Here is a 13990-nt window from a genome sequence, read left to right on the forward strand (position 1 = left end):
CCAACTGTTATCCCCCGGTACAGGGCAGGTTACCCACGTGTTACTCACCCGTCCGCCACTAAAATTACAAAATTCCATCCGAAAACTTCCTTCTGTAATTTCCGTTCGACTTGCATGTGTTAGGCACGCCGCCAGCGTTCATCCTGAGCCAGGATCGAACTCTCTCGTTAAAAGTTTGATCCGGTTTAGACTTAAGCTTGGCTTATTCTTAACCGTTATTACTGTTTAAGGTTTTGTTCTTGAAAATCTCTCGAACTTCAGGCCTCTACCTTATCGGCCTTTGTTCTTGGAATTTTCAGGGTTTTATATACTGTTCAGTTTTCAATGTTCTCGCCGTCTCGCCGACAGCTCATTTAATATATCACAGTGAGTTGTCCGTGTCAACAGGAATTTTTGATTTCTTTTTTTGAAATCCTCTGTTCTTTCGAAGCAGTCATTACTGTTTTGCGACAGCTTCTGTATGATACCTCATTTGCATTTTCACGTCAAGCACTTTTTCAAAAAACACTTTCACAGGGAGAATTTTTCCGGATTTCGCGGAGCTGCTTCCGGATCGCCGCTTATCCCCGAAGCTATTTTACTAACAAAGTCCGCGAAGCGTTTTGGTATCATAGGGGAATTTCAGAGAAATTTCCTATGAAATGGAAAAGATCCCCCCTGCTTTACGCAGAGAGGATCCTTCCGTTTCATTTTATTTCTGTCATCCAATCAAATCATCTGATCCGATGATTCGATTGGATGATTTGATCAGATCATTCCGCCAATCGACATAAACAGCGGAGCGAATACAAGAGATACTACGGTCATCAGCTTGATCAGGATGTTCAGAGCCGGGCCGGATGTATCCTTAAACGGATCGCCGACGGTGTCGCCGACAACAGCTGCCTTATGCGCTTCGCTTCCCTTACCGCCGTGATTACCGTCTTCAATATACTTCTTTGCGTTATCCCATGCACCGCCGGCATTGGACATAAAGATTGCCAGCATAACGCCGGTAACCAGAGAGCCTGCCAGAAGTCCGCCGAGAGATGCCGGTCCAAGAATGATGCCGACTGCAAGCGGAGATACAACTGCCATAATACCCGGAACAAGCATTTCTTTCAGCGCTGCCTGTGTGGAAATCGCAACGCAGGACTTGTAGTCCGGTCTTCCGGTTCCTTCCATGATTCCCGGAATCGTATGGAACTGTCTGCGAACTTCCTCAATCATCTGGTACGCCGCCTTTGATACCGACTCCATGGTAAAAGCAGAGAACAGGAACGGAAGCATACCACCGATCAGAATACCGATGATTACTTTGTGATCCAGAATATCAATCTTATCCAGTTTTACCGCTTCCGCATAGGAAACGAACAGAGCAAGTGCTGTCAGAGCAGCAGATCCGATCGCAAATCCCTTGCCCATTGCAGCGGTTGTATTACCTACCGCATCCAGCTTATCGGTGATCTCTCTTACGCTCTCATCCAGTTCCGACATCTCAGCGATACCGCCGGCATTGTCTGCGATCGGTCCGTACGCATCAACCGCAACCGTAATACCGGTTGTGGAGAGCATGCCAACTGCCGCCAGGGCAATGCCGTAGAGGCCGGAGCATGCATAGGATACGAAAATGCCGACACAGATCAGGAGAATCGGAACTGCTGCGGACTTCATGCCGACTGCCAGACCGGAAATCAGCGTTGTTCCGGCACCGGTCTCAGACTGACGTGCAATCTCCTGAACCGGGCTGTAATCGCCGGAAGTATAATACTCGGTGATCCGACCGATCATCAGACCAACCACAAGGCCTGCCGCCACGGCAATTGTCTGATTATAGCCGCCGAACAGCATATTGCCAAATACCACCGCAACGATCAGCACTACTGCACTCGCAACATAGGTACCGGTATTCAGTGCCTTATGCGGATCGGATTTTTCATCTCCTCTTACAAAGAAGCATCCGATGATGCATGCAGCCAGACCGAAGGAAGCGATAAACAGCGGATACAGGGCACCTGCCGCATTGAAATATACAATGCCGAGTGTCAGTGCGGATACCAGCGCTCCGACATAGGACTCAAAGAGGTCCGCGCCCATTCCGGCTACGTCGCCGACATTGTCACCGACATTGTCTGCAATAACAGCCGGGTTTCTCGGATCATCCTCCGGAATTCCCGCCTCAACTTTACCGACAAGGTCCGCGCCGACATCGGCTGCCTTTGTGTAGATACCGCCGCCGACACGGGCGAACAGTGCAATGGAAGACGCGCCGAGGCTGAAGCCCGAGAGAACGTCAACATTTCCCGTCAGGAGGTAAATGACGCTTACTCCCAGAACGCCGAATCCCGCAACGCACATTCCCATAACCGAACCGCCGGCAAATGCGGTGGAAAGAGCTTTATTCATTCCATGCGTCATTGCCGCATTGGTTGTCCTCACATTCGCTTTAACCGCAACCGACATACCGAAATATCCGGCAAGTGTGGAAAACGCCGCACCAAAAACGAAACAGATCGCTGTCACCCAGCTTCCGATGCCGATGCCGATCAGTACAAAGAGAACTGCGACAAAGATAACCAGGATCTTATACTCAGAAAACAGGAACGCATGCGCGCCTTCACTGATGGCCTGAGCAATCTCCTTCATGCGATCGTTGCCCGAATCCAGTGCGGAGACTCTGGATGACTGGTATGCCGCAAAAAGCAATGCAACCACTCCGAGGACCGGGACGATCATTAGTGTGTTAACCATTTTTTACCCTCCATTTGTTTTAAATTTTGCGAGTCTGACTCCTTAGAAAAAAAACATCAACTTTCTTCAGCTCCCCATCCGTCGAACGCAATAGAATCTTTTCATAAAAAACGACCACTCGCAGGAAAATATTTTACCCCAGATTTGTGGATTGCGCAAGAAAATCACGCGCATCGTTAATTAAGTTACAAAGTTTTTTAAAAATTTTCACAAAATTACATAATCCGAAATCAGATTTTTCTGAACAGCACCTGTCCTCACAGCGCTGTCGGCTGCCCGACAGTATCGCGAGTAATCCCTGCTTCGGATACAGCGGCAGTCTCTGTGCAGCCGCCGGATCTTTTTTAATAAAATTCCAGAGATACTTCCTATAAAGGAACAAAATCCGCGGGGCGTTTTGTTTCATAGGGAATTCCGGAGAAATTTCCTGTGAAACAAGAAAGAGGCTCCGCTTCTGCGGAGCCTCTTTCTCAGGATTTTCGAAGTGTGTATTAAAATAGTAATCAGGAATTTTCTTTTTTGAAAATATTTTTTCTTTTTCTTGATTCAAGTATATCATACTGTCTTCGAAAAAGATTGAAGGAGCACATAATAAATCATGAAGAAATAATTAATGTTTCTCCGCTGCTTATTTGTTCCTCTTCTCCCATTCTTCCAGAACCTGATCGAATTCATGGCTGAAATCAAAGGTTGAATAATAATCCCTCGGCGTCTCTGCACGGCGGATCATTTCTACCGATCCGTCCGTCTTCAGAAGAAGTTCCGCGGATTTCAGCTTTCCGTTGTAATTGTATCCCATAGAGAAGCCATGGGCTCCCGCATCATGAATGAACAGGATGTCTCCCCGGTCAATCTTCGGAAGCATACGGTCGATTGCAAATTTATCGTTGTTCTCGCAGAGAGAACCGGTTACATCGTATTTGTGATCACACGGGAGTCCCTCTTTTCCCATAACAGTGATGTGATGGTACGCTCCGTACATCGCCGGGCGCATCAGATTGACGGCACACGCGTCAACGCCGACATATTCCTTATAAATGTGTTTCTCGTGGATTGCTGTCGTGACAAGCGCTCCGTACGGCCCCACCATATACCGGCCCATTTCCGTGTAGATCGAGACATCACCCATACCTGCCGGAACAAGAATGTCCTCATATACTTTGCGGACTCCTTCTCCGATGGCAAAAATATCATTCGGCGTCTGATCCGGACGATACGGGATACCTACGCCGCCGGACAGATTAATAAACTCCACATGCGCGCCGGTCTCTTTCTGGAGTTTGACTGCCAGTTTAAAGAGAATTCCGGCCAGCATCGGATAATACTCATCCGTGACCGTGTTGCTGGCAAGAAAGGCATGGATTCCGAAATGTTCCGCCCCTTTCGCCTTCAGAATGCGAAATGCCTCAAAGAGCTGCTCTTCCGTCATTCCGTACTTGGAGTCCCCCGGATTGTCCATAATATCATTGCTCACCTTGAAAAGACCGCCCGGATTGAAACGGCAGCTGATGGTCTTCGGAATCTCTCCGAGTTCATTTTCCAGAAAATCAATCAGAGTAATATCATCCAGATTGATGATTCCGCCCATCTCATGAACATAGCGGAACTCTCCCTCCGGAGTATCGTTGGACGAGAACATGATTCTGTCGTCCCGGTATCCCAGTGCCTTTGCCATCATCAGCTCAGTCAGGGAAGAACAGTCCACGCCGCAGCCGTACTCCCCGAGGATTTTTACAATCGACGGATTCGGTGTTGCTTTTACGGCGAAATACTCGCGAAAGCCCTTATTCCAGGAAAACGCGCGTTTGACACGTTCAGCATTGTCGCGAAGTCCTTTTTCGTCGTAAAGATAGAACGGTGTCGGGTACTGTTCGCGGATCTTTTCGAGCTGTTCTCTGGTTGCAAACGGTTTCTTATCCATGTTGGTCCTCCTGCTTTTATGTTATGGCTTTCTATGATGTAAACAGATTTCTCGCAATTAATACCGGATACTCCGTTTTCGATCCGGTCGCCATCTCAAAGCGCAGATGCTGCGCCGTTCCGGAATGACCGTCTTATTTCGTGTATATTCTATATTAATTTAGAAAGAAACCTTTTGTTACCGTATCGATTATTCTTTGTATTCTCCGTTGTCTTCCGTCACATGCTCATGGGTGTAAAGATGGTCCATGCAATACTCCCTGCTGCCCGCACATTTCGAACAGTACCGGAATTCCAGAGACGGATCATCTTTTTCCGTTCGTCCGCACACTTCACATCGATGCAGCGGTCCCTCTGATCTCGGTCTCATGCGGACAATATCCGCTTTCGCCGGCCTATGGAGTTCCCTGCTCTGTTTTACCGCTTTCTGATACTGATTTCTTCTGGAAATCTCCGACGGTGAAAACCGGTTGTAATCCCGGCTCATCAGGAAGAAGACCACAAAGTTCAGGAGCGACATTCCGATGGCAATCCGGCTGATCATTCCCCCGGTCACAAAATGGTACAGGAACTGCGCACCGATCACGAACCCCAACCATTTTGCCTTGATCGGAATGATCCCGAAGAAGTTGAACACCATGTCCGGAAATGTCGCTGCAAACGCAAGAAACAACGATTCATTCAGGTAGTACGTCGTCAGCGGAACCGATGCGCCAAAAAGCGCATAGATCACAAAGGCCGCCGCGATATGTCCGAGGATACCCATCAGGAAATAGACATTAAACCGGAAGGTTCCCCAGGTTCTCTCCAGTGTTGTGCCGAGGGAATAATAGAGGTACATCATCAGGAGATTAAACAGGAGCCCGGCCGACGGCGGACAGATCAGAAATGTGATCACGCGCCATATTTCGCCCTGAAGGATCGCCCCCACATTCAGGCATAGGTGCTCGTAATAAAAATACGGATTCACAAAGCTCAAAATCACGCCCAGCAGATACATCAGCACAACATAGTACATCAGATTCGGAATTGCATACCTTCCTATCTTCCGCTCCAGACGGTTCAGAAAATTCATAGTAGTTATTCCTTCCATATATATTGTTATTATACAGATCAGCATTCTCCAAAAATGCTGTCTTTTACGGGATTTTTCCGCATTTGCGATACATTATAGAAGAGACTGCGTCTCCTTGTCAAATGCTTTCCCGACTCCGGAAAATCCTGCTGCCAGCCCCGGCGTCGAATTGCCTTCCGTGAACCTCCCGCATTCCTTCCTGTCTATCACTTTATCACTTTCTTAACGGTTCAGAAAATTGTTTTTACGGTACGATTGTGATAGAGTATATGACGGTTTTATATCTAAATTTCTATTTAGTATTCATTTTTTTCATTTATACGAGTCCCGAACCCAACCGCTCCGGTCTGTTTCGGCTCGTTTATATATGGAAATGAATCATTCATTATGTCAAAGGGGGGATCGGCCTTCAGGCCATAGCCATGAATTCAGTAAAACGGCTCGGTATCGATATCGGATCTACAACCGTAAAGATCACGATCATCGATGAGAAGAACTCTCTTCTGTTTTCCGATTATAAGCGTCACTTTGCAGACATCCAGGGAACGCTCGCAGATCTTTTGCTTGAAGCAAAAGACCGTCTCGGAGAAATCTCCGTCCGCCCGGTCATCACCGGTTCCGGCGGTCTTGCTCTCTCCAATCATCTGGACATCCCATTCACGCAGGAAGTCGTTGCGGTCGCCGCATCCTTAAAGGATTATGCGCCGCAAACCGATGTGGCCATCGAACTCGGCGGAGAAGACGCAAAAATCATTTATTTTACCGGCGGTATCGACCAGCGAATGAACGGTCTGTGCGCCGGCGGCACCGGCTCCTTCATCGACCAGATGGCGTCTCTTCTTCAGACGGACGCTGCCGGTCTGAACGAGTATGCAAAAAATTATAAAATGATCTACCCGATCGCGGCACGATGCGGTGTATTCGCAAAATCCGATATTCAGCCGCTGATCAACGAGGGCGCAACCAAAGAGGATCTGGCGGAGTCCATTTTCCAGGCAGTAGTCAATCAGACCATCTCCGGTCTCGCGCAGGGAAAACCGATCCGCGGAAATGTCGCATTTCTGGGCGGACCGCTGCACTTCATGCCGGAGCTTCGCAATGCGTTCATCCGCACGCTGAACCTGGGCGAATCCCAGATCATCGCACCGGAGCACTCTCACCTGTTCGCCGCTCTCGGTTCCGCCATGAGCGCCGATGAAAAAAATGAGCCGGTTGACATCCGGGATCTGATCTCCCGTCTCTCTGACGGCGTCCGCATGGAAACGGAAATCCAGCGAATGGATCCGCTTTTCCGGGATCAGGCCGAATATGACGCATTCCGCAGCCACCACGCACGCCATACCGTTCCGAAAAAGGACCTCCGCGACTATCACGGAAAGTGTTTTCTCGGCATCGACGCCGGCTCCACAACCACAAAGCTGGCCCTGGTCGGCGAGGACGGAACTCTCCTCTATAATTTCTACAGCAGCAACAGCGGAAGTCCTCTTGCAACCGCCATCCGTGCGATGAAAGAGATTTCCGAGATTATGCCGGAAGATGCGGAGATTGCCTTTTCCTGTTCCACCGGATACGGTGAGGCGCTCCTCAAATCCGCATTTATGCTGGATGAAGGGGAAGTTGAGACCATCGCCCACTACTATGCCGCTGCCGCGTTCGAGCCGGATGTGGACTGTATCCTCGACATCGGCGGGCAGGACATGAAATGCATCAAGATCAAGGACGGAACGGTCGACAGCGTTCAGCTGAATGAGGCCTGCTCGTCCGGATGCGGTTCCTTTATCGAGACCTTCGCGAAATCTCTCGGCTACGGCGTCGCGGATTTTGCAAAAATCGCATTGTTCGCGCAGAATCCGACGGATCTCGGAACCCGCTGCACTGTGTTTATGAACTCCAACGTAAAGCAGGCGCAGAAAGAGGGCGCAGAAGTCGGCGATATCTCCGCGGGACTTGCCTACTCAGTCATCCGGAACGCACTCTTTAAAGTCATCAAGATCACCAGCCCGGAGGATCTGGGAAAACATGTCGTCGTTCAGGGAGGTACCTTCTACAACGATGCGGTTCTCCGCAGTTTTGAAAAGATCTCCGGAGTGGACGCGGTTCGTCCGGACATCGCCGGCATCATGGGCGCCTACGGCGCCGCTCTGATTGCGCGGGAGCGCTACGATGCCGAAAAAGGTACCACCATGCTTCCGATCGATCAGATTCTGAATCTCTCCTACCAGACCAATATGGCGAGATGTCAGGGCTGCACCAACCACTGCGTTCTGACCATCAACCGTTTCGACGGCGGACGTCAGTTCGTGTCCGGAAACCGCTGCGAGCGGGGTCTCGGCATCCGCAAGACCAGCGAGAATGTCCCGAACCTGTTCAAGTACAAAATGCAGCGCATGTTCGATGCGTACACTCCGCTTCCGGAGGATGAGGCCAAGCACGGCGTCATCGGCATCCCGCGCGTCCTGAATATGTTTGAAAACTTCCCGTTCTGGGCTGTTTTCTTCCGTGAACTGGGTTACCGGGTGATCGTATCCCCACAGTCGACCCGAAAGCTCTATGAGCTCGGCATTGAAACCATTCCGAGCGAATCTGAGTGCTATCCGGCGAAAATGGTGCACGGCCACATCGAATGGCTCATCAAACAGGGGATTCGTCACATTTTCTACCCCTGCGTTCCTTACGAGCGAAATGAGACCCCGGATGCCGGCAACCACTACAACTGTCCGATGGTAACCTCTTACGCGGAAAACATCAAAAACAATATGGAATCGCTGGAGGAAAACCGGATCCGTTTTGAGAATCCGTTTATCGCATTTACCAGTGAGGAAGTGGCTGCCAACCGTCTGGTAGAAATCTTTACCGGAAAAGACGGTTCGGATTACCATCATACCGGCTCCGAGGTCCGCACAGCCGCGCGCAAGGCCTGGAAAGAGCTTCTCCGCTCCCGAAAAGACATGGAACAGGCCGGCGAAGATGCGCTCCGCTGGATGAAAGAGCACGGCCGCCACGGCATCGTTCTCGCCGGACGTCCGTATCATGTCGACCCGGAGATCAACCACGGAATTCCGGAACTGATCACCTCCTACGGATTTGCGGTACTCACCGAGGACTCCATTTCCCATCTGGGAAGTGTCGACCGGCCGCTGATCGTGACCGACCAGTGGATGTACCACTCCAGACTTTACAAGGCGGCCTCGTTTGTCAAAACCCAGCCGATGCTGGAGCTGATCCAGTTAAACTCCTTCGGATGCGGTCTGGATGCGGTCACCACCAACCAGTGCAGTGACATTCTCACTACCTCCGGCCGAATCTACACGGTTCTCAAAATCGACGAGGTCAACAACCTCGGAGCGGCCCGCATCCGTGTCCGCTCCCTGATCGCCGCGATCCGGATCCGTGAAATGAAGAAATACTCTCACCCGGTGGAGGATGCTTCCTATAACCGCGTGCTGTTCACCAAAAAGATGCAGAAGGACAATTACACCGTTCTGTGTCCGGAACTGTCACCGATTCACTTTGACCTGATCGAGCCTGCGGTACGCAGCTGCGGCATCAACCTCGTCATCCTGAAATACGGCCGGACGGAGGAAGGCCGTCAGATCATCGACGAGGGTCTGAAATACGTGAACAATGACGCCTGCTATCCGTCCACCATCGTCGTGGGACAGATCATGAAGGCTCTGCTCTCCGGCAAATATGACCTGAAGAAGACCGCCGTCATCATGAGCCAGACCGGAGGCGGCTGCCGTGCTTCCAACTACATCGGCTTTATCCGCCGCGCTCTGGAAAATGCCGGCATGCAGAACATTCCGGTTATCTCCCTGAACGCGAACGGTATGGAAAAGAATCCGGGCTTTAAGCTCTCTCTTCCCCTGGTCATGAAGAGTATGCAGGCTCTGGTATACGGCGACGTATTCATGCGGTGTCTGTATGCGACGAGACCGTATGAAGCCGAGCGCGGCGCTGCCGAAAGGCTTCATGAGAAATGGAAAGAAATCTGCATCCGTTCTCTCGCGAAAAAGGGCGCTTCCATGGGCGAGTTTAACCGCAACATTCGCGGCATCATCCGCGATTTTGACGCTCTTCCGCGATTAAATACCATAAAGCCGAAGGTCGGCATCGTCGGCGAGATTCTGGTAAAATTCTCGCCCCTTGCCAACAACCACGTGGTGGACCTTCTGGAATCGGAAGGAGCCGAAGCCGTGATGCCGGATCTTCTTGATTTCCTGCTGTACTGCTTCTACAACACGAATTTCAAAGCGGAAAATCTCGGCTTCCGGAAGACCACCGCGACGCTTTGCAACATGGTTATCTCCGTTTTGGAGTATCTCCGCCGCACGGCACGCCGCGAATTTGAAAGGAGCCGTCATTTCACTCCGCCGACCCGGATCGAATCTCTCGCATCCATGGCGCAGAAATACGTTTCTCTCGGCAATCAGACCGGTGAGGGATGGTTCCTGACCGGAGAAATGCTGGAGCTGATCCACAGCGGAACGAAAAATATCATCTGCACCCAGCCGTTTGGATGTCTTCCGAACCATATTGTCGGCAAGGGTGTCATCAAGGAACTGCGCCGGACCAATCCGGAAGCCAACATCATTGCCATCGACTATGATGCCGGTGCCAGTGAAGTCAACCAGCTTAACCGGATCAAACTGATGCTCGCCGTTGCAAATAAGCGGATTTCGGAAAAAAACGAGAGCGTAATCTCCTGATTTTCTCCCGAACTTATGCGAGTGGATAATCTTCCGCCATACGGCGGAGCATCTCCATACGACACTGTTTCAAACATGATGATAAGAGCGGAACCCGCTGCGCGGGTTCCGCTCTTATCATATCCGTCGTCAAGGTCCGTCGCCTGCGCGGGGCTTTGGCTCATGCAGACGCAGGCAACCAACCTATTCCTTCCATTCCTCACTGTGCGATCTCATGATCAATGATCTTTGCAGTATGTTTATCGGCAGTACTTTGCATCATACGCAAGGATCGCCGCAACGGTCTTGCCGTCCGTCATCTCGCCGGCAAAAATCTTCTTTTTCAGTTCCTCCACGTCCCAGAGTTCAATGTTGATCTCCTCGTCCGGATCCAGACTCTGTTCAGCCTTCTTCAGGTTTCGGCAGACATAGATACCGATTTTCTCATCACAGAAGGCCACTGTCGTGTTCACCGTCATCAGATACTCCGGCTCGCTGCTGACAAATCCGGACTCTTCATGAAGTTCACGGATCGCACAGTCCTGCATCGGTTCCCCCTCAAAATCCAGTTTTCCCGCCGGAATCTCCAGGGTAAAGCGCCCCAGCGCGTGGCGGTACTGGCGCACCATAACGATTCTGCCATCTTCAAGGACCGGAACAACCGCTGCCGCCCCCATGTGATGAATAAAATCCCATTTTGCCTCATGTCCCTTAACAAGCACCGTATCCTGATACACATGCAGCACCGATCCCGTATATCTGAGTTCCCGTTTCAGGAGTTCCACGCGTTCCAATCCATAATTCTCTTCCATTTCATTCATCGTCTCATTCCTCATTGCATTCGCCGTCTCAGTCAGCGTATCGTTCAACGTTCCATTTAACGTTTCGTTCAACGTATCATTCGTCGTTCCATTTAGCGTCTCGTGCGCCGTCGCATTCGGCCATCTCGTTCAGCGTATCATTCGCCGTTCCATAAACCGGCCCGTTCATCTTCCGCTTTTTTTATCGTTTCCTGTCATTTTTTATCTTTCATTGCCGTGCAGACGTCATAACACGCGTCCGAAGCCTTGATCACCGCATTGCGAAGACCATACTCTTCCAGCGCCGCCACTCCGGCAATGGTGGTTCCGCCCGGAGAGCAGACATTGTCCTTCAGTTCCGCCGGATGTTTTCCGGTCTTTAGAACCATCTCCGCACTTCCCGCCACAGCTTTTGCCGCAAATTTATATGCAGCAGCCCGCGGCATTCCGTGTTTTACACCTGCATCCGCCAGTGCCTCAATAAACATATACACATAAGCCGGAGAACTTCCGCTCAGACAGGTAACCACATCCATCAGATGTTCCGGAACCAGCTGCATTTCACCGAATGATTCGAAAATGTCCTGAATATCCTTTCTCTCTTTCTCGGAAAACAGTGTCTCATCATAGCAAACGCCGGTCATTCCCTCGCCGATCATCGCCGGTGTGTTCGGCATACAGCGGACAATGCGGCCTTTCCCACCGAGTTTCTCGCGGATGCTATCGATCGTCACACCCGGCGCGAGCGAAATCACAATCGCATCCTTTGCAAGGACTTCTCCGATCTCCGGAAGAACGCTGTTATAGAACTGCGGCTTTACCGCGAGCACAAGGATTTCCGCATTCTTTGCAATCTCTTCATTGGTGGCTGCATACTTAACCCCTGTCTCCGCTTCTATTCTCTTTCCCTTTGCCTCGGTCGGCTGAGTGAAAACCAGCTGATCCGGGCGGTATGTTTTCAACAGACCTTTCAGAATTGCGGTCCCCATATTTCCCATTCCGATAAACCCAACGTTATACATCGCTTTCTCCTTCTTCCTGTATTTCTTCATTTTCGCCGTGAAATCCGTATTTTTTCGTTTCTTGTCTAATGTCATCTCCTATCATACTCCATCACACGCAAAAAAAATAGCCCCACAGACCTCTCGGTCCATGGGGCTTGGCTTCCTGACGGATAATTATTTTGCGTATTCCGTGACTCTTGACTCGCGGATCACGTTGACCTTGATCTGACCCGGATACTGCAGTTCTTCCTGAATCCGCTTCGAGATATCCCGAGCGAGAAGAACCATATCGTCATCGCTGACCTGCTCCGGAACAACCATGATACGGATCTCACGGCCCGCCTGAATCGCAAAGGACTTGTCAACACCCTTATAAGAGTTTGCAATATCCTCCAGTTTCTTCAGACGAGTGGTGTAAGTCTCAACCTGCTCGCGTCTTGCGCCCGGTCTTGCCGCGGAAATCGTATCCGCCGCAGCAACCAGTACCGCAATCAGACTCTGCGGTTCCACGTCGCCGTGGTGAGACTCGACCGCGTTGATCACTGTTGCAGATTCTTTATACTTTCTGCAGAGTGCAACACCGAGTTCCACATGTGTTCCTTCCTGTTCATGGTCAATCGATTTACCGATATCATGCAGGAGTCCGGCTCTCTTTGCCAGTCTCACGTCACATCCAACTTCTGCTGCAAGAAGACCTGCGATCTGAGCAACCTCAATCGAATGCATCAGCGCGTTCTGTCCGTAGCTTGTGCGATATCTCATCTTTCCGAGAAGTTTGATCAGTTCCGGATGAATTCCGTGTACGCCAGCCTGGATCAGTGCGTCTTCGCCGTCCTGAACCATCTTGGTTTCCACTTCTCTGCGGGCTTTTTCAACCATCTCCTCGATTCTGGCCGGATGAATACGGCCATCGACGATCAGTCTTTCCAGTGCAATTCTCGCAACCTCACGGCGAACCGGATCGAAGCTTGAGAGAACCACTGCCTCCGGAGTATCATCGATGATCAGTTCGACACCGGTCATCGTCTCCAACGTGCGGATATTTCTTCCCTCACGTCCGATGATACGGCCCTTCATCTCATCATTCGGAAGCTGAACCACAGAAACGGTGGATTCCGCCACATGATCTGCCGCACATCTCTGAATGGCAGTCACGACGATATCCTTCGCCTTCTTGTCGGCCTCTTCCTTTGCCTGGGTCTCAAGATCACGAACCATCTTCGCGGTATCGTGCTTGACATCCTCCTCAACGATCTTCAGCAGATATTCCTTTGCCTGTTCGGATGTGAGTCCGGAGATTCGCTCCAGTTCTTCACGCTGCTTCTGTTGAATTTCTTCCACTTCCGCAGTTCTCTTCTTCAGAGACTCCTCCCTGCTGTTGATGCTCTGCTCTCTTCTCTCGAGGATTTCGGACTTCTTGTCAAGATTCTCTTCTTTGCTCAGTACGCGTCGCTCATAGCGTTGAAGCTCAGCTCTTCTTTCTTTTGTTTCTTTTTCCAGCTCATTCTTAGTCTTTAAAGACTCTTCCTTCGCCTCCAGGAGAGCTTCTCGCTTCTTAGTCTCTGCAACTTTTAATGCTTCATCTATTATCTCCCGGGATTTCTGTTCCGCACTTCCGATCTTCGCATCATAATTTCTCTTGCGAATCTCTCCGGAAATCACCCAGGTAATAGCAGCTACAACTACAGCTGTAATAAGCACTATTACTACTATCTGTGACACAGGAGCACCTCCTTATTCAGTTTTCATTGTACAAAAATACAACATAAATAA

The 13990-nt window shown here is 50.4% G+C and carries 8 protein-coding genes and 1 rRNA gene; 1 reads left to right on the plus strand and 8 read right to left on the minus strand.

Going from position 1 to position 13990, the window contains the following annotated elements; all coding sequences use genetic code 11:
* From BMW41_RS04500 to BMW41_RS04520, 5 genes are all read right to left on the minus strand, one after another.
* Positions 1 to 170: ribosomal RNA gene (locus BMW41_RS04500) — 16S ribosomal RNA — on the minus strand; the annotation flags it as partial.
* A gap of 577 nt (positions 171 to 747) precedes the next feature.
* Positions 748 to 2730, minus strand: a complete 1983-nt coding sequence (locus BMW41_RS04505) for a sodium-translocating pyrophosphatase (protein ID WP_074649046.1) — start codon at positions 2728 to 2730, stop codon at positions 748 to 750.
* A gap of 133 nt (positions 2731 to 2863) precedes the next feature.
* The gene (locus BMW41_RS04510) at positions 2864 to 3280 is read right to left on the minus strand and encodes a hypothetical protein (RefSeq protein WP_177171162.1); all 417 of its coding nucleotides are present in this window, start codon (positions 3278 to 3280) and stop codon (positions 2864 to 2866) included.
* 78 nt (positions 3281 to 3358) lie between these two features.
* Positions 3359 to 4651: a diaminopimelate decarboxylase gene (locus BMW41_RS04515; RefSeq protein ID WP_074649048.1), complete on the minus strand. Its 1293-nt coding sequence runs from the start codon at positions 4649 to 4651 to the stop codon at positions 3359 to 3361.
* A 189-nt stretch (positions 4652 to 4840) separates the two neighbouring features.
* Positions 4841 to 5725, minus strand: a complete 885-nt coding sequence (locus BMW41_RS04520) for a rhomboid family intramembrane serine protease (protein ID WP_074649049.1) — start codon at positions 5723 to 5725, stop codon at positions 4841 to 4843.
* Between the two features lie 422 nt (positions 5726 to 6147).
* Between BMW41_RS04520 and BMW41_RS04525 the strand changes: the two genes are divergently transcribed.
* Complete coding sequence (locus BMW41_RS04525; RefSeq protein WP_074649050.1) at positions 6148 to 10434, plus strand: 2-hydroxyacyl-CoA dehydratase; 4287 nt, start codon at positions 6148 to 6150, stop codon at positions 10432 to 10434.
* A 239-nt stretch (positions 10435 to 10673) separates the two neighbouring features.
* On the opposite strand, the gene BMW41_RS04530 is transcribed toward BMW41_RS04525, so the two are convergent.
* The 3 genes from BMW41_RS04530 to rny all read right to left on the minus strand — a co-directional run bounded on the left by BMW41_RS04530 (position 10674) and on the right by rny (position 13939).
* Positions 10674 to 11234: an NUDIX hydrolase gene (locus BMW41_RS04530; RefSeq protein WP_083378784.1), complete on the minus strand. Its 561-nt coding sequence runs from the start codon at positions 11232 to 11234 to the stop codon at positions 10674 to 10676.
* A gap of 194 nt (positions 11235 to 11428) precedes the next feature.
* Complete coding sequence (gene proC / locus BMW41_RS04535; RefSeq protein WP_074649081.1) at positions 11429 to 12235, minus strand: pyrroline-5-carboxylate reductase; 807 nt, start codon at positions 12233 to 12235, stop codon at positions 11429 to 11431.
* Between the two features lie 156 nt (positions 12236 to 12391).
* Positions 12392 to 13939: a ribonuclease Y gene (gene rny, locus BMW41_RS04540; protein WP_031474641.1), complete on the minus strand. Its 1548-nt coding sequence runs from the start codon at positions 13937 to 13939 to the stop codon at positions 12392 to 12394.
* Between the last annotated feature and the right edge of the window lie 51 nt (positions 13940 to 13990).

The organism is [Clostridium] aminophilum (assembly GCF_900101295.1).
GTDB lineage: Bacteria > Bacillota > Clostridia > Lachnospirales > Lachnospiraceae > Clostridium_R > Clostridium_R aminophilum_A.